This is a genomic window from Pseudomonas sp. S3_B11 (assembly GCF_054667715.1).
Window position 1 is genome coordinate 4,397,331 of record NZ_CP162749.1, and the last position, 26,801, is coordinate 4,424,131.

Here is a 26,801-nt window from a genome sequence, read left to right on the forward strand (position 1 = left end):
CCGCCGCACTGGATTGAAACGGGTCGATGGGCTAAAAGATGCGCAGTGCGAAACTAAGTTCAGCCCAATGGGTTCGAAAGTGTGCTGCATTTAACTGAACAACAATAGCCGCTCCTCACATTTTGGCTGACCGGCGTGTCCTGATCACCGCCCTTTAGGCTTGCGAGAAAATTATTCATGAAGAAGCTGTGTTTGCTGGGCCTGTTTGTCAGTCTGGCCAGTCACCCCGTATTTGCCGACAACCTGCCAGCCCCCATAGAGAACAAGGACGCCTTCATCAGCAACCTGATGAAGCAGATGACCCTCGAAGAGAAGATCGGCCAATTGCGCCTGATCAGCATCGGCCCGGAAATGCCCCGGGAGATGATTCGCAAGGAAATCGCCGCCGGCAACATCGGTGGCACGTTCAACTCCATCACCCGCGATGAAAACCGTCCGATGCAGGACGCGGCCATGCGCAGCCGGTTGAAGATCCCGATGTTCTTCGCCTATGACGTGATCCACGGCCACCGCACGATTTTCCCGATTCCCCTGGCCCTGGCCTCGAGCTGGGACATGGACGCGATCTACCATTCCGGCCGCATCGCGGCCAAGGAAGCGGCCGCCGACAGCCTGGACATCACCTTCGCGCCGATGGTCGATATTTCCCGCGACCCGCGCTGGGGCCGCACCTCCGAAGGTTTCGGCGAAGACACCTACCTGGTGTCGCGCATCGCCGGGGTGATGGTCAAGGCGTTCCAGGGCAACGGCGCCAACGCGGCCGACAGCATCATGGCCAGCGTCAAGCACTTCGCCCTGTACGGCGCGGTGGAAGGCGGCCGGGACTACAACACCGTGGACATGAGTCCGCTGAAAATGTACCAGGACTACCTGCCCCCCTACCGCGCCGCCATCGACGCGGGTGCCGGTGGGGTGATGGTCGCGCTGAACTCCATCAACGGCGTGCCGGCCACGGCCAACACCTGGCTGATGAACGACCTGCTGCGCAAGGAATGGGGCTTCAAGGGCCTGGCGGTCAGTGACCACGGCGCCATCTTCGAACTGATCAAGCACGGCGTCGCCAAGGACGGTCGCGAAGCGGCGAAACTGGCGATCAAGGCCGGCATCGACATGAGCATGAACGACTCGCTCTATGGCAAGGAACTGCCAGGCTTGCTCAAGGCCGGTGAAATCGAGCAGAGCGACATCGACAACGCCGTGCGCGAAGTGCTCGCGGCCAAATACGACATGGGCCTGTTCAAGGACCCGTACCTGCGCATCGGCAAGGCCGAGGACGACCCGGCCGACACCTACGCCGAAAGCCGCATGCACCGCTCCGATGCCCGTGACGTGGCGCGCCGCAGCCTGGTCCTGCTGGAAAACCGCAACCAGACCCTGCCCCTGAAGAAGACGGCGAAAATCGCCCTGGTCGGCCCGTTGGCCAAGGCACCGATCGACATGATGGGCAGTTGGGCTGCGGCCGGGCGGCCGGCGCAGTCGGTCACCCTGTTCGACGGCATGACCCGCGCCCTGGGCGCTGACTCGAAGCTGATCTACGCCCGTGGCGCCAACATCACCGACGACAAGAAGGTGCTCGACTACCTGAACTTCCTCAACTTCGATGCCCCGGAAGTGGTAGACGACCCGCGTCCGGCCCAGGAGCTGATCGACGAAGCGGTAAAAGCCGCCAAGGATGCCGATGTGGTGGTGGCCGCCGTGGGTGAGTCCCGTGGCATGTCCCATGAATCGTCGAGCCGTACCGACCTGAACATCCCGGCCAGCCAACGCGAGCTGATCAAGGCCTTGAAGGCTACCGGCAAGCCTCTGGTGCTGGTGCTGATGAATGGCCGTCCGCTGGCGTTGCTGGACGAGAAGCAGCAGGCCGATGCGATCCTGGAAACCTGGTTCAGCGGCACCGAAGGCGGCAACGCCGTCGCCGACGTGCTGTTCGGTGACTACAACCCATCGGGCAAACTGCCAATCACCTTCCCACGCTCGGTGGGGCAGATTCCGACCTACTACAACCACCTGAGCATCGGCCGGCCATTCACACCGGGCAAGCCGGGCAACTACACCTCGCAGTATTTCGATGACACCACCGGCCCGCTCTATCCGTTCGGTTACGGCTTGAGCTACACCGAGTTCAGCCTGTCGGACATGGCCCTGTCGTCGACCACGCTGAACAAGACCGGCAAGCTCGATGCCAGCGTGACATTGGAAAACACCGGCAAGCGTGACGGCGAAACCGTGGTGCAGCTGTACATCCAGGATGTGACCGGCTCGATCATTCGCCCGGTGAAGGAACTGAAGAACTTCCGCAAGGTGATGCTCAAGGCCGGCGAGAAGAAAGTCATCCACTTCACCATCACCGAGGACGACCTGAAGTTCTTCAATGCCCAACTCAAGTACGCGGCTGAACCGGGCAAGTTCAACGTGCAGATCGGCCTGGACTCCCAGGAAGTGAAGCAGCAGAGTTTTGAGTTGCTCTGATCCAATAACACTGCAATAACCTTGTGGGAGCGAGCCTGCTCGCGATGAGGGCCTATCAGTCACTGCATCATCGACTGTCAGGCCGCCTTCGCGAGCAAGCTCGCTCCCACATTGGTTTTCGGTGAGCGCTTAACCGCGTCGATCCAGCAAGTTCACCACCACCCGATCCACCAACCCCCACACCCGCTGCTTGAAGCGCTTCCACAATGGCCGGCGCTGCCAGGCGTCGAGGCTGACTTGCAGGCTCTGGGTGAAGTCCCGCTCGAAACTGGCCGCCACTGCACTGCTGAGCCTGGAATCCAGGGCTTCGAGGTTGGCTTCCAGATTGAAGCGCAGGTTCCAGTGATCAAAGTTGCAGGAGCCGATGCTGACCCAGTCGTCCACCAGCACCATCTTCAGGTGCAGGAAACATGGCTGGTATTCGAAGATTTTCACGCCAGCCTTGAGCAATCGCGGGTAGTAACGGTGCCCGGCGTAGCGCACGGACGGGTGATCGGTGCGCGGGCCGGTCAGCAGCAGGCGCACGTCGATGCCGCGGGCGGCGGCCTTGCGCAAGGAACGGCGCACGTTCCAGGTCGGCAAAAAATACGGCGTCGCCATCCAGATGCGTTTCTGGCCGCTGTTCAATGCCCGCGACAGCGATTGCAGGATGTCGCGATGCTGGCGGGCGTCGGCATACGCCACCCGGCCCATGCCCTCACCCACCGGTGGTACGCGCGGCAGACGCGGCAAGCCGAAGTTGGACGCCGGTTTCCAGGCTCGCCGATGGCGGTTGGCGAGCCACTGGCGGTCGAACAGCAACTGCCAGTCGAGCACCAGCGGGCCGACTATTTCCACCATCACCTCGTGCCACTCACTGCGGTCGTCGAGGGGGTTCCAGAATTCATCGGTCACCCCGGTGCCGCCAACCACCGCCAAGCGTTGGTCTACCAACAACAGCTTGCGGTGATCCCGGTAAAGGTTGCGCACCCAGCGGCGCCAGCTCAGGCGATTGTAGAAACGCAACTCCACCCCAGCCTCGGTCAGACGCTTGCGCAGGGCCAGGGTAAACGCCAGGCTGCCGTAGTCATCGAACAGGCACCGCACGCGAACGCCACGCTCGGCGACCTGCACCAGCGCCTGGACCATCGCCTCGGCGCAAGTACCCGCCTCCACCAGATAGAGTTCCAGCTCGACCTGTTCCTGGGCACGGGCGATTTCCACCAGCATGCGCGGGAAGAACTGCGGGCCATCGATCAACAGCTCGAAGCGATTGCCTTCTCGCCAGGGAAAAACCGCGCCGCTCATGTCAGCGCGCCGTGAAAATCAGCACCGCATTCACCGGCACCGAGAGGCTGATGGCCGACAACCCGGCCAGGTTTCGCAGCTTTTCCAGCCCCGGCGCCAGATCGAAATCCGCCGCGTTGAGCACCACCGGTTCCAGGGTCACCACTTGGAAGCGGCGTTCGTCCAGGCGCGTCGCCAGCAGTTCGACGTTGTATTCGTGCTGCTTGCCGTGCAGGTTCACCGTCAGCGGCAGGCGCAATTCCAACTGCGCGCCGCTGGCCAGGTCCTGGATCGGCGCCAGGTCGATCTTGGCGGTGACGGTGGCTTCGGCAAATTGTTTGATCTCGAACAGCTCGGCCCGCATGCGCTCATCGCGCAGAGGAATGCCGCTGTTGATGGATTCCAGCTCCACTTCCAGGCGCGCCAAGCCCTCGGGCTGGACTTGACCGTGCAGCACCAGGAAACGCTGGACCTCGGAAACATTGCCGTTTTTGCTGCTGATAAACGACAGCCGCGACGACTCGCCGTCCAGGTACCAGTCGGCCTGGGCTGGCAGCGCGGCGCAGGCCAGCAGCAAGCTGGCGGCAGCGTGAGGGAAAACCGCTTGAACATACACACTCGCAGGGCACATAAACCTGTGGCGAACCTTAACCGGGCCGAGGGCGCTTGCAAACTGTCTGTTTCAACAACTGCCCAGGAATACAGAGAACCTGGGGTGAAGGGGTTTATCTATGGGAGCAGGGCTTGCCAAAGGTTGGTTCAGGGCTCCAACCGACACCCCTGCCGCTCCCCCATCCACCGCGCGCTGTTGCTACGCCCCAACCCGCTGACGGTGATGCGTTTCGCTTCAGCGGTCTCGAGAAAGTCGCTGATGGGCACCGACTGCTTCACATAGCCACGGCAGTAGTCCGCCGATTGCTCCATCACGTAGCGGCACGAGCAGTATTCCTTGGCGGTGTAGGCACTGATGATGTCGGGGAAGGCCCGCAATGCCACCCGCTCCAGCCAGACCCAACTGAACAGGGCGATGAGCAGCACCGACAACAGGGTGAGCAACACTTTGCGCTTCATGGTTGCACCGTCCCGGCGAACGCCGCCATGGCGCGCTTGAGCAGTTCGTTATGGCGATAGCTGCCGTCGCGGTCGTCGCCGTAACGCACGATCACCAGTTTGGCGCTGGGGATGACGTATAGCGCCTGGCCCCAATGGCCCAGCGCAGCAAAGGTATCCGGCGGCGCATCGGGCCAGGGGTGGATTGCCGGATCGGCGGCGTGGTTGAGCCACCAATGCCCGCCGGGCACGGCTTCGTCCTGGCCGGCCTGGAAGTGGGCAAAAGGCTGGCGATTGAACGCGACCCACGCCTTGGGGATCAGTTGCCGTTCGCCCCAGCGACCGTCCCGTTGCATCAACAACCCGACACGCGCTAGGTCTCGCGCGGTGAGGTAGGCATAGGACGATCCCACGAACGTGCCGCTGGTATCGGTTTCCCAGGTGGCGTGGCGGATGCCGAGGGGTTCGAACAAGGCCGTCCAGGGGTAGTCGGGGTAGCGCACCGGGCCGACGATGGTTTTCAAGGCCACCGCCAGCAAGTTGCTGTCACCGCTGGAATAACGGAACGCCTGCCCCGGCGGACTGGCGCTTTCATGCTGCGCAGTGAACGCCGCCATGTCATGACGCCCACGGGTATAAAGCATCGCCACCACTGAAGAGTTGAGCGGCGCGTATTCGTAGTCTTCCTGCCAGTCCAGGCCTGAGGCCCAGTGGAAAAGATCGGCCAAGGTCAGGCCCGGGTGCCGGCTCAGTGGCGGGTAGTACTTGGCGGCTGGGTCTTGCAGGCCAAACAGTTTTTCACCGTAGGCCACGCCAAACACCGTCGCCAGCAGGCTTTTGCTGATGGACCAGGTCAGGTGCGGGGTCTGGGCGCTGGTCGGCCCGGCGTAGCGTTCGTAGACCAGCCGACCGTCCTGGATCACCAGCAGCGCGTCGGTGCGAATGCCCTCGCGGCTCGCATCGTCCCGGGGTGGGAAGGCGTATTGCTCCAGGGTTTCGATGGCTGGCCCGCTCGGGGTCGAGCCAATTGGCCATTGCTCGCCGGGCCAGTCTTCGGCGTGGGCGCTCAGGTTGAGCAACAGCAGCGGGATCAGGAACCAGCCTTTGGACATGCTTGGGGCTCGCAGGATTGAACCTTCAGAGCCTATTCAGACTTGATGACAGTTTCGAGGCTTGTGTGCCCCCCTGTGGGAGCGAGCTTGCTCGCGATAGCTGTTTGTCAGTCGCCATATGCTTAGCTGACACTCCGCTATCGCGAGCAAGCTCGCTCCCACAGGGGTCAGTCGCTTGAAGGACTAACCCAACGCCTTGGCCAAGCGCTTGGCCCGCGCCGCCGCCCCAATCTCCATCACCCCTTTATCCCGCGTCCACATCTCGCGCCACGTCGCAGGCCCGGCGGCCAGGGCAGCGTTGAGTTCGCCGTCGAGCCCCTGGAACTGGGCGAACAACCCGCCCAGCAGCACATGCCCGACCGCACTGGACGGGTTATGCCGACTCACCTCCGCGCAACCGGCGAGCAACGCCAGCAGGCGCAATTGCAGTGCCTGGGGCCAGGCAGATTCCTGCCCGACGCCATACAACCAGGCAGTCATAGCGCTGAGCACATAAAGGTCTTCCAGGGTGCGGAACGGTTTGACGTAGGCGTCCCAACCGTCGCCCGCCAGCAACTCGCACAACGCGCCGTCGAGCAGGACCCGGCCATGGCTGATGTCCGGCATCAGGGCAATGGCGGGCAGTTTTTCCAGGGTTACGCCGGGCTCACCCGCATAGGCCACTGCCAGGTTCAGCCGTGGCGTTTCACCGGGTGCTTCGCAGCGAGCGGCAATCAGCAGCCACTCGGCGGCATCGCCGGCGGTGACGAAATCCTTGCGTCCGCTCAGGCGCAAGTCGTCGAGGCGGGTTTGCATGTCCGCCGGGCGCAGGCTGCGCTGTTCGGTGGCACACAAGGCGCCGAGGCTCTGGGGCGCGCTGGGCCAAAGCACCCGCAGCGCCGCCTGATACCCCACCAGAAACGCCAGCCCCGGTGTCGCCATCAACCGCGCCCCGGTTACGGCCAGTTCGAACGGCGTCACCGGCCCCAAGCGTTGCAACAACGCAGCATAACCTTCGGCCAGGTCCGGATGGGCGGGCAGGCGTTCGCCGCGTTCGATCAGGGTGTGCCAGGGCATGGGGGCTCCTCGAGGGCTGTCATATAAGCATCACCAAAGCTTCATGGCGATGACACCGGGGCTACATAGCCTGACTTTGCACAACATGGCTGCATAAAGAAAGTCGACAGGCTGCAACTGAACAGCCCGCACGGAGATTCGCTATGACCCAGATCGCCCGCATCAGCGACACCGGCAATGAACGCCGCCTGCAAGCCGAACGCCTGATCGGCGCCCAAGCCTTGCAAGAAGCACAGGCCCTGCGTTTCAACGTCTTCAGCGGCGAATTCAACGCCAAGCTCAAGGGCGCGGAAATGGGTCTGGACATGGATGACTATGATGTTCACTGCGCCCACATCGGCGTACGCGACCTGAACACCGGCCGCCTCGTGGCGACCACTCGCCTGCTCGACCACCAGGCCGCCAGCAGCCTGGGCCGGTTCTACAGCGAAGAAGAATTCAGCCTCCACGGCCTGGTCCACCTCAAGGGCCCAATCCTGGAAATCGGTCGTACCTGCGTCGACCCGGCCTACCGCAACGGCGGCACCATCGCGGTCCTCTGGGGCGAACTGGCCGAAGTCCTGAACGAAGGCGGCTACAGCTACCTGATGGGCTGCGCGAGCATTCCGATGCAGGACGGCGGTATCCAGGCCCAGGCGATCATGCAGCGTCTGCGCGAACGCTACCTGTGCACCGAACACCTACAAGCCGTGCCGAAAAAACCCTTGCCGACCCTGGACGTGCCGTCCAACGTCATCGCCGAGATGCCACCGCTGCTCAAGGCCTACATGCGCCTGGGCGCGAAGATTTGCGGCGAACCGTGCTGGGACGAGGATTTCCAGGTGGCCGACGTGTTCATCCTGCTCAAGCGCGACGAGCTCTGCCCGCGCTACGCCCGCCACTTCAAGGCGGCGGTCTGATGAGCCGGCTGCGGGTGTACGCGCGAATCGCGCGAGTATTGCTGGTGGTGGCGTTGGGCCTGAGCATGGCCAGCGTGTTCGGCCTGTTCGAACGTGCAGGAATCGCCAACTCGATGGTCCGTCGCCAGCGCTGGTCACGGTTCTTCATGGCACGGCTGAGCCGTGCCCTGCCCTTTTCAGTCACCGTCCACGGTCAACTGCCGCAACGGCCGATGCTGTGGGTCAGCAACCATGTTTCCTGGACCGACATCCCGTTGCTGGGGATGCTCACGCCGCTGTCGTTCCTGTCCAAGGCCGAAGTGCGCACCTGGCCGGTCGCCGGATGGCTGGCAGCCAAGGCCGGCAGCCTGTTTATCCGGCGCGGTTCGGGTGACAGCCAATTGATTCGCAAGCAAATGAGCCGTCACCTGGAACAAGCCCATCCGCTGTTGATGTTCCCGGAAGGCACCACCACCGATGGCCGCACCCTGCGCACCTTCCACGGCCGCTTGTTGTCGGCGGCCATCGATGCCGATGTCGCGTTACAGCCGGTGGCGATCCGTTACCTGCGCAACGGCGAGCCGGACTCGCTGGCGCCGTTCATTGGCGATGATGATTTGCTGTCGCACCTGATGCGCTTGTTTGCCAATGATCGGGGTGAGGTGGAAATCCATCTGCTGGAACCGATTGCCTGCCACGGCCAGGAACGCGCGGCACTGGCATTCCAGGCGCAGCAGGCGGTGCACAGGGCGTTGTTCGGGGCGCTTCCAGAGAAACAGCAAGCGCCGATGCGACCTGCTGCGATTGCGGCCTGATTCGGATCGCTACGCAGCCCCTTGTGGGAGCGAGCTTGCTCGCGATAGCGGCTTAACATTCAGCAGATGTGCTGGCTGATACACCGCTATCGCGAGCAAGCTCGCTCCCACAATTAGTCCTGCAGCGTGACTTGGTTTTGAGCAAAATCCTGCAGTTGCGGGTAGAACAACCGAAAATCTTCGCTCAACGGCTCATAGAGCCTGATCAACTCCGGCATCGCCCCGGCCAGTTCCTCGGGCCGGGACAAACGGCGGGAAATGCCGCGCAACACCTGCCCAAGCACCTCGAACTCCTGATAAGACCCCAGCCAGTCATCCGCCGCCATATGCGGCGCGATGTGCGCCAGGCGCCCCGGCAGCTGCGGTTCGGTGCCGAGTACCTGGTACACCCGGGAAGTGAACTCCAGCAGCGGCCCTTCGCTGTACAACGTCCAGTCCCGGGCCAGGCAGTGGTCGAAAAACACGTCGAGCACGATCCCGGCATAGCGCCGTCGCACGGTGGAAAAGCGCGACAGCGCGATGTCCACCACGGGATGGCGGTCGGTGTACATGTCAATGCGCCGATGCAGGGCAATCGCCGCTTCGATCCGTGGGTCGTAGAGCCCTTGCAGCGGTCCCTTGACGAAATCACCGTAGAGGCTGCCGAGCAGTTGTTCCCGGCCAGGGCCGCCGAGGTGCAGGTGCGCGAGATAGTTCATGGCCGCAGCTTAGCACCACCCTGCCAATATCGTTATAACCCGATATAGCGATTTGTTCGGCATTCAGATCAAATCCATATTTGTATATCGCGAAATAACGATTTAAGGTTCGCTCCATCGCGATATAGCGTTTTATCAACCCCGAGCTTGCCAACCATGACCCTCGACCTCGACGAAATAATAAAAGCCCTGGCGCACCCAGTACGGCGAGACATCCTCAACTGGCTCAAAGACCCCAAGGTCCAGTTCCCGGAACAGTTGCACAACCACGAATTCGGCATTTGCGCCGGACAGATCGACCAGCGTTGCGGCCTGTCGCAATCCACGGTGTCTGCGCACTTGGCGGTGTTGCAACGGGCGGGGCTGATCACCAGCCAGAAGGTCGGTCAATGGCACTTCTTCAAACGCAACGAGGAAGTGATCCAGCAGTTCCTCAAGCAAATGAGCCAAGAGCTCTGACCTGACAAGGACCTCATCATGCCCCTCTCACTCCTGATCCTGGCCCTGAGCGCCTTCGCCATCGGCACCACCGAGTTCGTCATCATGGGCCTGTTGCCCGACGTGGCGGCCGACCTGGGTGTGTCGATTCCTGGCGCCGGCTGGCTGGTGACCGGCTACGCCCTGGGCGTGGCCATCGGTGCGCCGTTCATGGCCCTGGCCACCGCCCGGCTGCCGCGCAAGGCCGCCCTGGTGGTGTTGATGGGGATTTTCATCGTCGGCAACCTGCTCTGCGCCATCGCCAGCGACTACAACGTGCTGATGTTCGCCCGGGTCGTCACGGCCCTGTGCCACGGTGCGTTCTTCGGTATCGGTTCGGTGGTGGCCGCCGGCCTGGTGGCACCCAACAAGCGCGCCTCGGCCGTGGCCTTGATGTTCACCGGCCTGACCCTGGCCAACGTGCTCGGCGTACCGCTGGGCACCGCACTGGGCCAGGAAGCCGGCTGGCGCTCGACCTTCTGGGCGGTGACTGTGATTGGCGTAATTGCGCTGATCGGCCTGATCCGCTTCCTGCCGGCCAAGCGCGATGAAGAAACACTCAACATGCGCTCGGAACTGGTAGCGCTCAAGGGGGCCGGCCTGTGGCTGTCCCTGAGCATGACCGCGCTGTTCTCCGCCTCGGTGTTCACCCTGTTCACCTATGTCGCCCCGCTGTTGGGTGAAGTGACCGGCGTATCGCCCCGCGGCGTGACCTGGACCCTGGTGCTGATCGGCCTGGGCCTGACCCTGGGCAACATCATCGGCGGCAAGCTGGCGGACAAGAGCCTGGCGAACACGCTGATGGGCGTCTTCCTCACCATGGCCGTGGTGTCCACCGTATTGAGCTGGACCAGCGTGGCGCTGATCCCCAGCGAAATCACCCTGTTCCTCTGGGCCACCGCCTGCTTCGCCGCCGTGCCGGCCCTGCAAGTCAACGTGGTGACCTTCGGCAAAGATGCGCCCAACCTGGTGTCCACCCTGAACATCGGCGCCTTCAACATCGGCAACGCCCTGGGCGCCTGGGTCGGCGGCAGTGTCATCGACCATGGCCTGGGCCTGACCTCCGTGCCCCTGGCCGCCGGCGCGCTGGCCGTGCTGGCGCTGCTGGTCACCCTGATCACTTTCCGCCAGGGCGGTAATGCCGACCTGGTGCCGGCAACTCACTGATTTTTAACCCTTCCACTTTCGAGGTTGTATTTCATGGCGACTATTTTCGACCCCATCAAACTCGGCGACATCGAGTTGAAGAACCGCATCATCATGGCCCCGCTCACCCGCTGCCGCGCCGACGCAGGTCGCGTGCCCAACGCGCTGATGGCCGAATATTACGTGCAACGCGCCTCCGCCGGCCTGATCCTCAGCGAAGCAACTTCGGTCACGCCGATGGGCGTGGGCTACCCGGACACCCCGGGCATCTGGTCCAACGACCAGGTGCGCGGCTGGTCCAACGTCACCAAGGCGATCCACGGCGCTGGCGGCAAGATCTTCCTGCAACTGTGGCACGTGGGCCGGATCTCCCACCCGTCGTACCTGAACGGCGAAACCCCGGTGGCGCCCAGCGCGATCCAACCCAAGGGCCACGTGAGCCTGGTGCGTCCGCTGGCCGACTACCCGACCCCACGCGCACTGGAAACCGCTGAAATCGCCGACATCGTCGAGGCGTACCGCGTCGGTGCCGAGAATGCCAAGGCTGCCGGGTTCGATGGCGTGGAAATCCACGGCGCCAACGGCTACCTGCTCGACCAGTTCCTGCAAAGCAGCACCAACCAGCGCACCGACAGCTACGGGGGCTCCCTGGAAAACCGTGCCCGCCTGCTGTTGGAAGTGACCGACGCGGCCATTGAAGTCTGGGGCGCCGGCCGGGTTGGCGTGCACCTGGCACCGCGCGCCGACTCCCATGACATGGGTGACGAGAACCGCCTGGAAACCTTCAGCTACGTGGCTCGCGAGCTGGGCAAGCGTGGCATCGCCTTCATCTGCTCCCGTGAAAAGGAAGGCGATGACAGCATCGGCCCGCAACTCAAGCAGGCTTTCGGCGGCCCGTACATCGCCAATGAACGCTTCACCAAGGACAGCGCCAATGCCTGGCTGGCCGAGGGCAAGGCCGATGCCGTGGCCTTCGGAGTGCCGTTCATTGCCAACCCGGACCTGCCAGCACGCTTGAAAGCCGATGCACCACTGAACGAAGCACATCCGGAAACCTTCTATGGCAAAGGGCCGGTGGGGTACATCGATTACCCTGTGCTCTAATTAATAGCCGGTAAAAAAAGCCCTGCCTCGAAAGAGCCAGGGCTTTTTATTTACCTTTAAATATCCGGTCAAACTTCCAAACTTTCTAAAAACCGTTCAACTCATCATATTATCGCCAACAACAAAACAAACCGAGCTGTCGTAGCACAGCCACTAACAACCAATATTGAAAAGGAATTCAAAGTGAACAACCTCACTGAAAACGCTCAACCGGTCAGCAGCAGTATTTACGAAAACCTACTCTCCCAATTCAACTACGCGCCACTGACGATCCTGTATGAATACATCAAGTCGCTCGACACGCAAGACTATACCCAGATGCTCAAGGCCTTGATGGAAAAGGCCAGGCAGAACGACGATGTCAACAGGCAGCTTCAAGCCTGGAGACAGGAAAGCGTGCGCCCAAACCGCAGCCGTTTCCTGGTGAAGTTAATCAATCATACCGACCAGCCCCTTGAAGTCGGCGAAAACGATCTCAGCTTGAATGCCGACGAGCAAGCGTTCATGAATATTCTCCCCTGGGATATCCAAGCCCTGAAGTTCGACTTCTTTTATTCCAGACCACTGGGCAGTCGCAGCAAGGATATATTCAAGCGCTTTATTATATTTGGCGACCAGGCTCTCGGCTTTCGCTTCGACTTCGGTTTACGCGTCAATACTTCTTTCGGTGTTATTTCACCAACGCTGACACCCGTCCGAACAAACAAGGTGGCCTCTATCGGCACAACCCCCATCAAATGCGTGACCCGGATCATTCATTCGTCCAATGAGGAACCGTATGGTTTTACCGTGGAGATCACACTGAGCTGAACAGGCGACCCCGTCAGATCGGTCTGACGGGGCATCTACCTACCACTTCAGACGCCCTTGCCTGAGCGGAATTTTCATCCGTTTTGACAGGCGCGAAACAAATTTCCTACAAAATTCGCCGCTGATTGCCTATCAACCGCGCCAGTGGCGGTTTATAAAAGCATCCTTACGTGGACGTATTGACACAAACCGACGCAATTACGCATTTTGTTTCATTTGCGCAGGCTAGGGCTCAAGTGCAGCATGTCCAGCCCGATCTCCACCCAGCGCTCGGCCTCAGCCGCCAGGGCGAAGCTGTCGGGGGCCAGTAGCCATTGGTACAAGATGCCGTCGATGTAGGCATGAATGGCAACTGCCGCCCTTTCGGGATCCAGATCATCCGGCAACTGGCCGCGTTTCATCGCATTGCGCAACGACAGGGCGATGCGCACATTGCAGTCGAGGCTGACCTCGCGTCGCTGCTGGCGCAAATCGCACATTTCATCGGTGAATTCACACTTATGGAACAGAATCTCATTAATGCGCCGGGTTTTCGGGTCCAGGGCCACCTGCTGGAACAACCGTACCAGCAGCTTGCGAATACAGCCCAGCGGATCAAGCTCCTCTTCATTCTCACTGGCACGGGCCAACTCATCGAGCGGCTCGTGCAGGGTATCGAGCATGGCCTGGAGCAGGTCCGCCTTGTTGCTGAAGTGCCAATAGATGGCGCCGCGCGTCACTCCGGCCAGTGTCGCGATGTCGGCCAGGGTCGTACGCGCCACGCCTCGCTCGAAAAACGCCCTTTCGGCGGCTTCGAGTATCTGGCTGCGAGTCTCCTGGGCTTCCTCTTTGGTACGACGGACCATGGCAGTAAACACCTCAATCAGGATGCGTCAGCAACGCGTCAGCAATGCGTAAGAATCAGTTGGACAAATATGAGGCGACGTCTCTTGGAACGCGTCCCCGATCTACGCTGGCCTTTGTCAGGCTTTTGTAAATCCGGATATTACGCAATTTGGCTGTTTACAAACAACCGTGTACGTAAGTATATTTCTTAGCATCCTACTAATTGAAATAGTGCGCCTTTTATCTTTCCACCTTTCGAGTGCGCCAGTTGCGCGCCTGGACCCGAGGATTTCCATGCAATTCAAGCCAGCTGTTACTGCCCTGGTTACTGCCATCGCCCTGGCATCGCTGCTCAGCGGATGCAAAAAGGAAGAGGCTGCACCTGCTCCTCCGCCTCCTCAGGTCGGCGTCGTAACCCTCAAGACCCAGCCTTTCACCCTGACGTCGGAGCTTCCGGGGCGCACCAGCGCATTCCGCGTCGCGGAAGTACGGCCACAGGTCAACGGCATCGTTCTCAAGCGCCTGTTCAAGGAAGGTGCTGACGTCAAGGCCGGCCAGCAGCTGTACCAGATCGACCCGGCCGTCTATGAAGCGACCCTCAAGAGCGCCGAGGCCAACCTGCGTTCCACCAAGTCGATTGCCGACCGCTACAAGCAACTGGTGGACGAACAGGCGGTGAGCCGTCAGGAATACGACACCGCCGTGGCCAACCGCCTGGAGTCGGAAGCCAACCTGCAGACCGCCCAGATCAATGTGCGCTACACCAAGGTCTACGCGCCGATCTCCGGCCGTATCGGGCGTTCCTCGGTGACCGAAGGCGCGTTGGTAAGCAATGGTCAGACCGACGCCCTGGCGACCATCCAGCAACTGGACCCGATCTACGTCGACGTGACGCAGAGCTCGGTCGAGCTGCTGCAACTGCGCCGCGAGCTGCAGAGTGGTCGTTTGCAGAAGGCCGGTGACAATGCAGCCATGGTCAAGCTGACCCTGGAAGACGGCAGCCAATACCCACACGAAGGCAAGCTGGAATTTTCCGAAGTGTCGGTCGACCAGACCACCGGTTCGGTGACCTTGCGCGCCGTATTCCCCAACCCTGACCACACCCTGCTGCCGGGCATGTTCGTCCATGCGCAACTGCAGGCCGGCGTGAACAGCGCGGCGATCCTCGCCCCGCAACAAGGCGTGACCCGCGACCTCAAAGGCATGCCGACTGCCCTGGTGGTGGGCCCGGACAACAAGGTCGAGCTGCGTCAGCTCAAGGCCAGTCGCACCGTCGGCAGCCAGTGGCTGATCGAAGATGGGCTCAAGGCCGGCGACCGCCTGATCACCGAAGGGTTGCAATACGTACGGCCCGGAGTGGAAGTCAAAGCCACCGAAGCCACCAATGTCGATGCCAAGAACCCGGCCCCCGCTCAGGCAGCTGATAAAGCAGCCGGCGGCAAAGGGGAGTAAACCATGTCGAAATTTTTTATCGACCGTCCGATTTTCGCCTGGGTAATTGCCTTGGTGATCATGCTGGTCGGGGCTCTATCGATCCTCAAATTGCCGATCAACCAGTACCCGAGTATCGCGCCACCGGCCATTGCGATCCAGGTGACCTACCCGGGTGCGTCCGCGCAAACCGTGCAAGACACCGTGGTGCAGGTCATCGAGCAGCAACTCAACGGCATCGACAACCTGCGTTATGTGTCCTCGGAAAGTAACTCCGACGGCAGCATGACCATCACCGCGACCTTCGAACAGGGCACCAGCTCCGATACGGCGCAGGTCCAGGTCCAGAACAAGCTGAACCTGGCCACCCCGCTGCTGCCGCAAGAAGTGCAGCAGCAGGGTATCCGCGTGACCAAGGCCGTGAAGAACTTCCTGATGGTCATCGGCGTGGTGTCGCGCGACGGCAGCATGACCAAGGACGACTTGGCCAACTACATCGTGTCCAACCTGCAAGACCCTATCTCGCGTACCGCCGGTGTCGGTGACTTCCAGGTCTTCGGTGCCCAGTACGCCATGCGCATCTGGCTCGACCCGGCCAAGCTGAACAATTTCAACCTGACTCCGGTGGACGTCAAAAACGCCATTGCCGCGCAAAACGTCCAGATCTCGTCCGGCCAACTCGGCGGCTTGCCTGCCCTGCCCGGCCAGCAACTGAACGCCACCATCATCGGCAAGACTCGTTTGCAGACCGCCGAGCAGTTCAAGGCGATTCTGCTCAAGGTCAACCCGGACGGCTCGCAAGTGCGCGTCGGCGATGTTGCCGAAGTGGGTCTGGGTGGTGAGAACTACAGCGTCAGCGCCCAGTTCAACGGCGCCCCGGCGTCGGGCCTGGCGGTAAAACTGGCCAACGGTGCCAACGCCCTCGACACGGCCAAGGCCCTGCGCAAGACCATCGACGACCTCAAGCCGTTCTTCCCGCAAGGCGTGGAAGTGGTGTTCCCGTACGACACCACGCCGGTGGTGAGCGAATCGATCAAGGGTGTGGTTGAAACCCTGGTCGAAGCGGTCGTGCTGGTGTTCCTGGTGATGTTCCTGTTCCTGCAGAACTTCCGCGCGACCATCATCACCACGATGACGGTGCCGGTGGTGTTGCTGGGTACCTTCGGGATCCTCGCGGCGTTCGGCTTCAGCATCAACACCCTGACCATGTTCGGCATGGTGCTGGCCATCGGCTTGCTGGTGGACGACGCCATCGTCGTGGTGGAAAACGTCGAACGGGTGATGAGCGAAGAAGGCCTGTCACCCAAGGAAGCCACCAAGAAATCCATGGGCCAGATCCAGGGCGCCCTGGTAGGTATCGCCCTGGTGCTTTCGGCGGTACTGCTGCCGATGGCGTTCTTCAGTGGCTCCACGGGGGTGATCTACAAGCAGTTCTCCATCACCATCGTCTCGGCCATGGCCTTGTCGGTCATGGTGGCCTTGATCTTCACCCCGGCCCTGTGCGCCACCATGCTCAAGGCGATCCCCAAGGGTGAGCACGGCACGCCGAAACGCGGCTTCTTCGGCTGGTTCAACCGCAACTTCGACCGTGGCGTGCGCAGCTACGAGCGTGGTGTGGGCAATATGCTCAAGCACAAGGCCCCGTACCTGCTGGCCTACGTGCTCATCGTGGTTGGCATGATCTGGCTGTTCACCCGCATCCCGACTGCGTTCCTGCCCGAAGAAGACCAGGGCGTACTGTTCGCCCAGGTACAAACGCCGGCGGGCTCCAGTGCCGAGCGTACCCAGGTGGTGGTGGACAAGATGCGCGAGTTCCTGTTGCGCCCCAGCAAGGACGGCGGTGAAGGCGATGCGGTGGCCTCGGTATTTACCGTGACCGGCTTCAACTTCGCCGGTCGTGGCCAGAGCTCCGGCATGGCGTTCATCATGCTCAAGCCATGGGAAGAGCGTAACGCCGACAACAGCGTGTTCAAACTCGCAGCCCGCGCCCAGCAGCACTTCTTCACGTTCCGTGATGCGATGGTGTTCGCCTTTGCTCCGCCAGCGGTACTGGAGCTGGGTAACGCCACTGGTTTCGACGTGTTCCTGCAGGACCGTGCCGGCATTGGCCACGATAAGTTGATGCAAGCCCGTAACCAGTTCCTGGGAATGGCATCCCAAAGCAAGATCCTGTCCCAGGTGCGTCCAAACGGCCTGAACGACGAGCCGCAATACCAACTGGAAATCGATGACGAGAAGGCCAGCGCGCTGGGCATCACCTTGTCGGACATCAACAACACCCTGTCGATTGCCCTGGGCAGTAGCTACGTGAACGACTTCATCGACCGTGGTCGGGTGAAGAAGGTGTATGTACAGGGTCAACCCGGCGCTCGCATGAGCCCGGAAGACCTGAAGAAATGGTACGTGCGCAACAGCGCCGGGACCATGGTGCCGTTCACGGCATTCGCCAAGGGCGAGTGGGTCTATGGCTCGCCGAAACTGGCCCGATACAACGGCGTGGAAGCGATGGAAATACTTGGCGCCCCCGCCCCGGGTTACTCCACTGGCGAAGCCATGGCCGAAGTCGAAGCCATCGCCAAGAAGCTGCCGGCCGGTGTTGGTATTTCCTGGACGGGCCTGTCCTACGAGGAGCGCCTGTCGGGCTCCCAGGCACCTGCGTTGTACGCCCTGTCGCTGCTGATGGTGTTCCTGTGCCTGGCGGCGCTGTATGAAAGCTGGTCGATTCCGATCGCGGTCATGCTCGTGGTGCCGCTGGGGATCATCGGTGCCCTGATGGCGACCAGCCTGCGCGGCCTGTCCAACGACGTGTACTTCCAGGTGGGCTTGTTGACAACCATCGGTTTGGCGGCGAAAAACGCCATTCTGATCGTCGAGTTTGCCAAGGAACTTCATGAGCAGGGCCGCACGCTGATGGAAGCCGCGATCGAAGCCTGCAGGATGCGTCTGCGGCCGATCATCATGACGTCCCTGGCATTCATCCTCGGGGTAGTCCCGTTGGCCATCTCCACCGGTGCCGGTTCGGGCAGCCAGCACGCCATCGGTACCGGCGTGATTGGCGGTATGCTCACTGCTACCATCCTGGCAATCTTCTGGGTGCCATTGTTCTTCGTGACGGTGTCGTCAATGGGTCGTCGCAAACCTATCGACCAGGACGACACTCCTGAAACTTCTAAAGAGGCTGGCCAATGAGCAAGTCGCTACTCTCCCTGACCATCGCCGCCGTCGTGCTCAGCGGTTGCTCGCTGATCCCCGACTATCAGCGGCCCGAAACACCGGTCGCGGCGCAATACCCGCAAGGGCCGGCCTACGAGGCGGCCAATGCGCCCGGCCAGGCCGCCGCCGAGCAAGGCTGGAAGCAGTTTTTCCATGATCCGACCCTGCAACAGCTGATCCAGGTCGCGCTGGAAAACAACCGCGACCTGCGCGTCGCGGCACTGAACATCGATGCCTATGCCGCGCAATACCGCATCCAGCGCGCGGACCTCTTCCCGGCGGTCTCGGCCACCGGCTCCGGCAGCCGCCAGCGGGTACCGGCACGGGCTTCGCAAAGCGGTGAAGCGGCCATCAGCAGCTCCTACTCGGCCACCCTGGGCATCAGCGCCTATGAACTGGACCTGTTCGGTCGGGTTCGCAGCCTGAGCGAGCAAGCGCTGCAAAGCTACTTCGCCACCGAAGAAGCCCGTCGCAGCACCCAGATCAGCCTGGTGGCCAACGTCGCCAATGCCTACCTGACCTGGCAAGCCGACAAGGAACTGCTCAAGCTGACCCAGGAAACCCTCGGAGCCTACGAGCAAAGCTTCAAGCTGACCTCGCGCAGCGCCGAAGTCGGCGTGTCCTCGGCCCTGGACCTGAGCCAGGCGCGCACCGCCGTGGAAAACGCCCGTGTGCAACTGGCCCGCTACACCCGCCAGGTCGCACAGGACGAAAACAGCCTGACCCTGCTGCTGGGCACCGGCCTGCCGGCGAACCTGAGCTCGCAACCGTTGAACGATGACCTGCTCAGCGAAGTGCCGGCCGGGCTGCCGTCGGACCTGCTGCAACGTCGTCCGGACATCCTCCAGGCCGAACGCAACCTGCTGGCCGCCAACGCCAATATCGGCGCCGCGCGGGCCGCGTTCTTCCCGAGCATCAGCCTGACGGCCAACGCCGGCACCCTGAGCCCGGACCTGTCCGGCCTGTTCAAGGGTGGTTCGGGCACCTGGACCTTCGCGCCGCAAATCAACCTGCCGATCTTCAACGCCGGCAGTCTGCGTGCGAGCCTGGACTACGCCAAGATCCAGAAAGACATCAACGTCGCGCAGTACGAGAAATCGATTCAGACGGCGTTCCAGGAAGTCTCCGACGGCCTGGCCGCGCGCCAGACCTACAACGAACAGTTGCAGGCCCAGACCGACTTCGTCGCCGCCAACCAGGATTACTACCGCCTGGCCGAGCGTCGCTACCGTATCGGCGTCGACAGCAACCTGACCTTCCTCGACGCCCAACGCCAGTTGTTCAGCGCGCAACAGTCGCTGATCACTGACCGTCTTGCGCAACTGACCAGTGAGGTCAATCTGTACAAGGCACTGGGCGGTGGCTGGAACGCCGAGACGGGCAAGAACGAACCGGTGAAAGAAGAAGCGCCGAAGATGAAATTGTTCTGATTTGATGCCTGAGTGTTGAAATACGAAGCCCACCGGAAGGTGGGCTTTTTGTTTGTGTGCGCTTTAACGCCGGCCTATGTGGGAGCAAGGCTTGCCCGCGACGAAGGCGATGCGGGCTTTCAGGAGCCGAGGCGCCTGTTTCGCGAGCAAGCTTTGCTCCCACAGCCCAGCGGGGCGATGCGACGCTTCGCTAAATCCCCTCGCCACACTTGGTTAACGCGGGTCGATGAGATCCAGCGCTCGATTGGCCAACAACTCACTCAAGTCAATCATCTGCGCCACGCCGAGCGCGACATGCCGCCGCGAGCCTTCCAGATCGAACGCCAGGTCGTTGACCATGGCACTGGCTGAGGCCAGGGTTTCGCTGAGGTTCGCCAGTAGACATTCGGTGTCGAGGGTATCGATGACGGTGAAAACTTGAGTTGAGGTTTTTGGCTTGGGATCAGGGTGGGTGCCCAGATGGTAATCGAGTGCTCGGTCTGCGGCCTCTTGGAGCTTTTCTGGATCGGGGTCGTTGTAGGGGAAGGTGCTCTCTGATGGCGAAGAAGGATGATGTTTTTTCATAACGGCGCTCCTGCATCAATTGGAGCCCGAGACATTAGGTCCGGGCGCTGGCGCCTAACGAATTCGGCGGGCTTGCAGTCCCGGTCGCTGAATGGGCAGCGACACGAACAAGCTAGAGATACCGCTTCCGAGCAGCAACCTTAAAACCTCGTCGGAAAAGTCGCCGCGTCTGTCAGACCGGCCACAAATCCTGTGGGAGCAAGGCTTGCCCGCGATGGCGGCCTTACGGCTGGCCAAGATTCTGTTGATCGGGTACATATCCATTGCTGCGGTCACGGCGGCTTAGGGTTCCGCCCTGACGGCGGCTCACTTTTGAGAAGCCCGGAAGCCGGCCCAGTCAAAAGTAAACAAAACGCTCCTGCCCCACCACTCGGTGCCTCGCCTAGGCTCGGCATGCCTGAACGAAGGCATTGCTCCGTGGGCCGCCGCGAAGGGCCATCGTGGTTAACGGGGCGCCCGAGATCAACGTCCACCACGAGGCGGCCTGGTAGCCGACCTGGTTCTTGGTGGGACCGCGTTCCTCCTGTGGGAGCGGGCTTGCTCGCGAAGAGGCCGGCAAATTCAACATCTCCACCGACTGTGATACCGCCTTCGCGAGCAAGCTCGCTCCCACACTTGGATTGAAGTACAGCCGCCAGAGCTAGGTCGGTTGTCAGGCCGCTTTCGCGAGCAGGTCGCTCCCACAGTTGGGTCGAAGTACAGCTGCCAGAACCCGGTCGTCTGTTAGGCCGCCATCGCGAGCAAGCTCGCTCCCACAGTGGAATGCGTCCATCCAATCAGTTGTTTTGCCGTTCGATAATCGCCCAAAACCCGCAAACGGCAATTGAACCGATCCCGGGCCGCCCTTCACCATCGCTCGCACAAAACCAATAACAACAGGTTCGACGCCATGCCCCTACGCCCCGCCTCACCCGGCTGATCCCCGATCGCCCTGATGCCCCTGGCTCCACCCTTAGCGCCTGCGCCTCAAACGTGCGGCAACAACTCGCTTCGTCCATAAAAAATAGAGACAACGCCCATGAAGCCCACACAGCACCTTTTCCCCAGCCTCATCGCCGTCGCCCTGACCAGCGCCGCCCTGCCCGTCCTGGCCGCGGAGTCGGGGTTTGTCGAGGATGCCAAGGTCAACCTCAATCTGCGCAACTTCTACATCAACCGCAACTTCACCAACTCGAACAATGCCCAAGGCAAAGCCGAGGAATGGACCCAGAGTTTCATTCTCGACGCCAAGTCCGGCTTCACCCAGGGCGTGGTCGGTTTCGGCGTGGACGTGCTGGGCCTGTACTCGGTCAAGCTCGACGGCGGTCGTGGCACGGCCGGTACGCAACTGCTGCCGGTGCATGATGACGGGCGCCCCGCCGATGACTTCGGTCGCCTGGGTGTCGCCCTCAAGGCCAAGGTGTCGAAGACCGAACTGAAAGTCGGTGAGTGGATGCCGGTACTGCCGATCCTGCGTTCCGACGATGGCCGTTCCCTGCCGCAAACCTTCCGTGGCGGCCAAGTGACCTCCACCGAAATCAGCGGCCTGACTCTCTACGGCGGCCAGTTCCGCGCCAACAGCCCGCGCAACGACGCGAGCATGGAAGACATGTCGATGAACGGCCGCGGTGCGTTCACCTCCGACCGTTTCAACTTCGGCGGCGGTGAATACGCCTTCAACGAAAAACGCACCCAGGTCGGCGTCTGGTACTCGGAACTGTCCGACATCTACCAGCAACAATATTTCAACCTGACCCACAGCCAGCCCATCGGCGACTGGACCCTGGGCGCCAACCTCGGCTACTTCATCGGCAAGGAAGACGGCAGCGCCCTGGCCGGCGACCTGGACAACAAAACCGCGTTCGCCATGCTTTCGGCCAAATACGGCGGCAACACTTTCTACGTCGGCCTGCAGAAAGTCGGCGGCGATGATGCCTGGATGCGCGTCAACGGCACCAGCGGCGGCACCCTGGCCAACGACAGCTACAACTCCAGCTACGACAACGCCAAGGAAAAATCCTGGCAAGTGCGCCACGACTTCAACTTCGCCGCTGTCGGCGTGCCGGGCCTGACCCTGATGAACCGCTACATCAGCGGTGACAACGTGCACACCGCCACCGTTGATGACGGCAAGGAATGGGGCCGTGAAAGTGAGCTGGCCTATACCGTGCAGAGCGGCGCGCTGAAGAGCCTCAATGTGAAGTGGCGCAACTCGACGATGCGTCGGGATTACAGCACCAATGAGTTCGATGAGAACAGGTTGATCATCAGCTATCCGATCAGCCTGCTGTAAAAACCCAACATGGAGGGAGGCAGTACCACCGTCATCGCGAGCAGGCTCGCTCCCACAAGGAATCGGTGCCGAGCACAAAATCAGTGCTCACTGAAGATCCCGTGTGGGAGCAAAGCTTGCTCGCGATAGCGGTGGGTCTGTGGCATTTCTGGTGAGTGTGGCATTGCATCGCGAGCAAGCTTTGCTCCCACAGTATTGACTCCCACAGGGATCGGCGGTGGTTCTCAAACCCGCGATTCGACGCCCAGTTCATCCCAGACGGATTCGGCCAGGTGGAAGGTCGCGTTGGCCGCCGGGATGCCGCAGTAGATGGCGCTCTGCATGATCACTTCCTTGATCTCGCTGCGGCTCACGCCGTTGTTGGCGGCGGCGCGCAGGTGCAGCTTGAGTTCTTCGTTGCGGTTCATGCCGATCAGCATGGCAATGGTAATCAGGCTGCGGGTGTGGCGCGGCAGGCCCGGGCGGGTCCAGATATCACCCCAGGCGTGGCGGGTGATCATCTCCTGGAATTCGCTGTTGAACTCGGTCAGGGCACTGAGGCTGCGATCGACGTGGGCATCGCCCAGGACCGCGCGGCGTACTTGCATGCCTTCGTCGTAACGTTGTTTCTCGTCCACAAAAAACTCCTCAGGCACGGCCAGAATCGAGCAGGAAATCCAACACCCGCGCGCTGAACGCGGCACCGGCCTGGACGTTGGACAGGTGCGCGGCGTAGAACTCGGCGTACTCGGCCCCACGGACCCGCTCCTGGATGAAGTGCCCACCCGACGGCGGCGTCACGGCATCTTCGGTGCCGGCGATCACCAGCAACGGGACGCGAATCGACGACAACTGCTCGCGGAAATCGGCATCACGCACCGCCGCACAGTTGGCCGCATAGCCCTGGGGCGAAGTGGCGGCGAGCATGTCGGTGATTTTTTTTGCCGTCGCAGGCTGGGCCTCGGCAAAGTCAGGGGTAAACCAACGGGCAATCGAGGCATCGCGCAACGCCACCATCGCCGCCTTGCCGTCACGCAGCACGGTTTCGATGCGCGGGTTCCACCCCGACGGATCGCCGATCTTGGCCGCGGTGTTGCACACCACCAGTTTGTGCAGACGCTCGCCGGCATTGATCCCCAGCCACTGGCCGATCAACCCGCCCATGGACAAGCCACAGAAATGCACCTTGTCGAGGTTCAACTGATCAAGCATCGCCAGCACATCGCGGCCCAGTTGTTCGATGCTGTAGGGGCCTTCGGTCACCAGCGACTGGCCATGTCCGCGCGTGTCGAAGCGCAGCACGCGAAAGTGTTCGCTGAAGGCCGCAACCTGCTCGTCCCACATGTGCAGATCGGTGCCCAGGGAATTGGAGAGCACCAACACCGGGGCGTCTTGCGGCCCATCAAAACGATAGTTCAGATCGCCCTCGGCGAGTTTGACGAATCCCACAACAATCTCCTTTCAGGCGTTCAAGAAAAGGTGTTCGGCCACGGCCCGGGCGACCCAGGTCTGGGCTTGTCCGAGGTAGTGCGCCGGGTTGAGCAGATGATCAAGCTCGGTCGCGGATAGCTGCGCAGTGACCTGGGGTTCATCCCCCAGCACATCACGCAAATGCCGTTGCTCGGCCACGGCGCGCTTGCAACATTGCTCCAGCAGATGGTGCGCCGTGTCGCGCCCCACACGCTGGGCCAGGACGATGCTCACCGCTTCGGCCAGCACCAATCCCTGGGTCAGTTCCAGGTTGCGGGCCATGCGCGCCGCGTCCACTTCCAGCCCTTCGGCCAGCAGCCGCGCCTGTTGCAAGGCACCGGACACCAGGCAGCAGATCTCCGGCAGGGTTTCCCATTCGGCGTGCCACAGGCCCAGGCTGCGCTCGTGTTCCTGGGGCATGGCGCTGAACAGCGTCGACAACAAGCCAGGTACTCGCGTCGCTGCGCCGATCAGCACTGCCGCGCCCACCGGGTTGCGTTTGTGCGGCATGGTCGACGAACCGCCCTTGCCCGGCGCCGACGGCTCGAACGCTTCGCCGGCTTCGGTCTGCATCAACAGGCTGATGTCGCGGCCCAGCTTGCCCAGGCTACCGGCGATCAAACCCAGCACCGCGCCGAACTCCACCAGGCGATCGCGCTGGGTGTGCCACGGCTGTTCCGGCAGGTTCAGTTGCAACTCGGCAGCCAGGGCTTCGGCGACAGGCAGCGCCTGCTCACCCAACGCGGCGAGCGTTCCGGAGGCGCCGCCGAATTGCAGTACCAGCAAGCGCGGCTTGAGTTCTTTCAAACGTTGGCGACTGCGGGTGATCGCCCCCAGCCAACCGGCGATTTTCATCCCCAGGGTCACCGGCGTCGCATGCTGCAACCAGGTGCGCCCGGCCAGCGGCGTGGCGGCGTAGCGTTCGGCTTGGCGGGCCAGGGTGCCGGCCAGTTGCGCCAGCTCCGCCTCGATCAAGCCCAACGCCTGGCGCAGTTGCAGCACCAGCCCGCTGTCCATCACGTCCTGGCTGGTCGCGCCCAGGTGCACATAGCGCTCGGCCTCGGCGCTCTCGGTGGCGATGCGCTTGCCCAATGCCTTGACCAACGGGATCGCCGAATTGCCGGCACTGGCAATCGCTTCGCTCAATGCCGAAAAATCGTACAACTGGGCACGGCAGGCGTTCTCGATCGGCGCCACCGCATCCTGGGGGATCAACCCTACCCGCGCCTCGGCCCGGGCCAGCGCGGCCTCGACATCCAGCATGGCCTGGACCCGCCCCGCATCGCAGAACACCTCGCGCATGTCGCGAGCCGTGAAGTAGGCATCGAACAGCTGATTGCCCGGTCGTTCGCTCATAAACAGTCCTTGGGTGCGCCGGCCTCACGGCCGGCGCGGTTGGGTCAAAGGTCGTGGTGCAAATACGCCGGCTGCTTGGGCAGGCGCAGGCTGAACAGGAACGCCACCACCATCATCACCGTGACATACCAGTAAAAAGTGTTCTCCATGCCCTGGGCCTTCAGGCTCAAGGCAACGTACTCCGCCGAGCCGCCAAAAATCGCATTGGCCACCGCGTAAGCCAACCCTACTCCCAGCGCCCGCACTTCAGGTGGAAACATTTCCGCTTTCACCAGGCCACTGATGGAGGTGTAGAAACTGACAATCGCCAGCGCCAACGTAATCAGGACAAACGCCAGGAACGGGCTGCTGATGCTTTTGAGGGTCAGCAGGATCGGCACCGTGCACAACGCCCCCAGGGCTCCGAACCAGAGCATGGAATTACGCCGGCCAATCTTGTCCGCCAGCATGCCGAACAACGGCTGCATGCACATATAGAGGAACAGCGCACCGGTCATGATGTAGCTGGCGGTCTTGGCGTGCAGGCCGGCGGTGTTCACCAGGTATTTCTGCATGTAAGTGGTGAAGGTGTAGAAAATCAGCGAACCACCGGCGGTGTAGCCCAGCACGGTGATGAACGCGGCCTTGTGATTGCGAAACAACGCCATAATGCTGCCGGCGTCCTTGTTCTCGCGCATTTCCTTGCTGCTGGTTTCCTTCAGGGAGCGCCGCAGGAACAGGGAAATCAACGCAGCCACGGCGCCCACCACGAATGGAATCCGCCAGCCATAGGCACGCAGCTCGTCTTCGCTGAGGAACTGTTGCAGGATCACCACCAGCGACACCGCCAGCAATTGCCCGCCGATCAGCGTCACGTATTGGAACGAGGCGAAAAAGCCGCGTTGGCCCTTGAGGGCGACTTCGCTCATGTAGGTGGCGGTGGTGCCGTATTCGCCACCCACCGACAGCCCCTGCAGCAAACGCGCGAACAACAGCAACAGCGGCGCCCAGACGCCGATGTCCTTGTAAGTGGGCAGGCAGGCGATGAGCAACGAGCCGAAGCACATCATCAGCACCGAGATCATCATCGAGTTCTTGCGCCCGTGACGGTCCGCCACCCGGCCGAAAATCCAACCGCCGATAGGCCGCATCAGGAAACCGGCGGCGAACACACCGGCCGTGTTGACCAGTTGCACCGTAGGGTTGTCCGAGGGGAAGAACGCCGGCGCGAAATAAATCGCGCAGAACGCGTAGACGTAGAAGTCGAACCATTCGACCAGGTTGCCGGATGAGGCACCGACGATGGCGAAGATGCGCTTGCTGCGTTCTTCACCGGTGTAGTGGCTGGTTGGGGTGGTCATGGGTTACTCGCTCGTTGGGGACTTAACAAAGTCTAGACAC

At 61.8% G+C, this 26,801-nt stretch carries 23 protein-coding genes; 11 read left to right on the forward strand and 12 right to left on the reverse strand.

All coding sequences use genetic code 11. From position 1 onward, the window contains the following. The first annotated feature begins 177 nt into the window (after positions 1–177). Positions 178–2,469: a beta-glucosidase BglX gene (bglX, locus tag AB4O22_RS19765; RefSeq protein WP_460097009.1), complete on the forward strand. Its 2,292-nt coding sequence runs from the start codon at positions 178–180 to the stop codon at positions 2,467–2,469. 129 nt (positions 2,470–2,598) lie between these two features. On the opposite strand, the gene AB4O22_RS19770 is transcribed toward bglX, so the two are convergent. From AB4O22_RS19770 to AB4O22_RS19790, 5 genes are all read right to left on the reverse strand, one after another. Further along, on the reverse strand, positions 2,599–3,756 hold the full coding sequence (locus AB4O22_RS19770) for a phospholipase D-like domain-containing protein (protein ID WP_460097011.1): 1,158 nt from the start codon (positions 3,754–3,756) through the stop codon (positions 2,599–2,601). A 1-nt stretch (position 3,757) separates the two neighbouring features. Further along, a complete protein-coding gene (locus AB4O22_RS19775) occupies positions 3,758–4,366 on the reverse strand; it encodes a YceI family protein (protein ID WP_460094637.1) in 609 nt (202 codons plus the stop codon). A gap of 128 nt (positions 4,367–4,494) precedes the next feature. After that, positions 4,495–4,806, reverse strand: coding sequence for a hypothetical protein (locus tag AB4O22_RS19780; RefSeq protein WP_003198684.1), 312 nt, complete (start codon positions 4,804–4,806; stop codon positions 4,495–4,497). Next, positions 4,803–5,897: a serine hydrolase domain-containing protein gene (locus AB4O22_RS19785; RefSeq protein WP_305443289.1), complete on the reverse strand. Its 1,095-nt coding sequence runs from the start codon at positions 5,895–5,897 to the stop codon at positions 4,803–4,805. Before AB4O22_RS19785 ends, AB4O22_RS19780 begins: the two co-directional genes overlap by 4 nt. A 183-nt stretch (positions 5,898–6,080) precedes the next feature. Next, positions 6,081–6,953: an acyl-CoA dehydrogenase family protein gene (locus AB4O22_RS19790; protein WP_069971105.1), complete on the reverse strand. Its 873-nt coding sequence runs from the start codon at positions 6,951–6,953 to the stop codon at positions 6,081–6,083. A 143-nt stretch (positions 6,954–7,096) separates the two neighbouring features. Here AB4O22_RS19790 and olsB point away from each other — a divergent pair, with 143 nt between their 5' ends. After that, positions 7,097–7,852: an L-ornithine N(alpha)-acyltransferase gene (gene olsB, locus AB4O22_RS19795; RefSeq protein WP_003198679.1), complete on the forward strand. Its 756-nt coding sequence runs from the start codon at positions 7,097–7,099 to the stop codon at positions 7,850–7,852. After that, positions 7,852–8,646, forward strand: coding sequence for a lysophospholipid acyltransferase family protein (locus tag AB4O22_RS19800; RefSeq protein ID WP_460097013.1), 795 nt, complete (start codon positions 7,852–7,854; stop codon positions 8,644–8,646). Before olsB ends, AB4O22_RS19800 begins: the two co-directional genes overlap by 1 nt. Before the next feature lie 113 nt (positions 8,647–8,759). Here the strand turns inward: AB4O22_RS19800 and AB4O22_RS19805 are convergent, their stop codons facing one another. After that, positions 8,760–9,344 (reverse strand): acyl carrier protein phosphodiesterase, encoded by a 585-nt coding sequence (locus tag AB4O22_RS19805; protein WP_003198674.1) that lies wholly within the window; start codon positions 9,342–9,344, stop codon positions 8,760–8,762. A 156-nt stretch (positions 9,345–9,500) separates the two neighbouring features. On the opposite strand from AB4O22_RS19805, the gene AB4O22_RS19810 reads away from it, so the two are divergent. From AB4O22_RS19810 to AB4O22_RS19825, 4 genes are all read left to right on the forward strand, one after another. Next, on the forward strand, positions 9,501–9,803 hold the full coding sequence (locus AB4O22_RS19810) for an ArsR/SmtB family transcription factor (RefSeq protein WP_003198672.1): 303 nt from the start codon (positions 9,501–9,503) through the stop codon (positions 9,801–9,803). A gap of 18 nt (positions 9,804–9,821) precedes the next feature. Continuing rightward, a complete protein-coding gene (locus tag AB4O22_RS19815) occupies positions 9,822–10,988 on the forward strand; it encodes an MFS transporter (protein WP_460097015.1) in 1,167 nt (388 codons plus the stop codon). Between the two features lie 33 nt (positions 10,989–11,021). Further along, a complete protein-coding gene (locus tag AB4O22_RS19820; protein ID WP_003198668.1) occupies positions 11,022–12,071 on the forward strand; it encodes an alkene reductase in 1,050 nt (349 codons plus the stop codon). Positions 12,072–12,254: 183 nt separating this feature from the next. Then, a complete protein-coding gene (locus AB4O22_RS19825; RefSeq protein ID WP_013692457.1) occupies positions 12,255–12,881 on the forward strand; it encodes a hypothetical protein in 627 nt (208 codons plus the stop codon). Positions 12,882–13,093: 212 nt separating this feature from the next. On the opposite strand, the gene AB4O22_RS19830 is transcribed toward AB4O22_RS19825, so the two are convergent. Further along, positions 13,094–13,726, reverse strand: a complete 633-nt coding sequence (locus tag AB4O22_RS19830; protein WP_003198664.1) for a TetR family transcriptional regulator — start codon at positions 13,724–13,726, stop codon at positions 13,094–13,096. 274 nt (positions 13,727–14,000) lie between these two features. Between AB4O22_RS19830 and AB4O22_RS19835 the strand changes: the two genes are divergently transcribed. Genes AB4O22_RS19835 through adeC form a run of 3 tightly spaced genes read left to right on the forward strand, consistent with a single transcriptional unit; the run spans position 14,001 to position 19,780 of the window. Continuing rightward, positions 14,001–15,158, forward strand: coding sequence for an efflux RND transporter periplasmic adaptor subunit (locus AB4O22_RS19835; RefSeq protein ID WP_028236964.1), 1,158 nt, complete (start codon positions 14,001–14,003; stop codon positions 15,156–15,158). Between the two features lie 3 nt (positions 15,159–15,161). Beyond that, a complete protein-coding gene (emhB, locus tag AB4O22_RS19840) occupies positions 15,162–18,326 on the forward strand; it encodes an efflux RND transporter permease subunit EmhB (protein ID WP_003198660.1) in 3,165 nt (1,054 codons plus the stop codon). Continuing rightward, positions 18,323–19,780: an AdeC/AdeK/OprM family multidrug efflux complex outer membrane factor gene (adeC, locus tag AB4O22_RS19845; protein WP_003198658.1), complete on the forward strand. Its 1,458-nt coding sequence runs from the start codon at positions 18,323–18,325 to the stop codon at positions 19,778–19,780. Before emhB ends, adeC begins: the two co-directional genes overlap by 4 nt. Before the next feature lie 213 nt (positions 19,781–19,993). On the opposite strand, the gene AB4O22_RS19850 is transcribed toward adeC, so the two are convergent. Then, positions 19,994–20,344 (reverse strand): DUF6124 family protein, encoded by a 351-nt coding sequence (locus tag AB4O22_RS19850; protein WP_223472031.1) that lies wholly within the window; start codon positions 20,342–20,344, stop codon positions 19,994–19,996. 1,018 nt (positions 20,345–21,362) lie between these two features. On the opposite strand from AB4O22_RS19850, the gene AB4O22_RS19855 reads away from it, so the two are divergent. Beyond that, positions 21,363–22,616 (forward strand): OprD family porin, encoded by a 1,254-nt coding sequence (locus AB4O22_RS19855; protein WP_223472030.1) that lies wholly within the window; start codon positions 21,363–21,365, stop codon positions 22,614–22,616. A 224-nt stretch (positions 22,617–22,840) separates the two neighbouring features. On the opposite strand, the gene pcaC is transcribed toward AB4O22_RS19855, so the two are convergent. The 4 genes from pcaC to AB4O22_RS19875 are packed head-to-tail and all read right to left on the reverse strand — an operon-like array spanning position 22,841 to position 26,761. Continuing rightward, positions 22,841–23,233 carry a 4-carboxymuconolactone decarboxylase gene (gene pcaC / locus AB4O22_RS19860; RefSeq protein ID WP_003198653.1) on the reverse strand — a complete coding sequence of 131 codons (393 nt, stop codon included), beginning with the start codon at positions 23,231–23,233 and terminating at the stop codon, positions 22,841–22,843. 10 nt (positions 23,234–23,243) lie between these two features. After that, positions 23,244–24,044 carry a 3-oxoadipate enol-lactonase gene (gene pcaD / locus AB4O22_RS19865; RefSeq protein ID WP_013692454.1) on the reverse strand — a complete coding sequence of 267 codons (801 nt, stop codon included), beginning with the start codon at positions 24,042–24,044 and terminating at the stop codon, positions 23,244–23,246. 12 nt (positions 24,045–24,056) lie between these two features. Beyond that, positions 24,057–25,421, reverse strand: coding sequence for a 3-carboxy-cis,cis-muconate cycloisomerase (locus AB4O22_RS19870; protein WP_013692453.1), 1,365 nt, complete (start codon positions 25,419–25,421; stop codon positions 24,057–24,059). Between the two features lie 44 nt (positions 25,422–25,465). Beyond that, positions 25,466–26,761: an MFS family transporter gene (locus AB4O22_RS19875; protein WP_003198647.1), complete on the reverse strand. Its 1,296-nt coding sequence runs from the start codon at positions 26,759–26,761 to the stop codon at positions 25,466–25,468. Between the last annotated feature and the right edge of the window lie 40 nt (positions 26,762–26,801).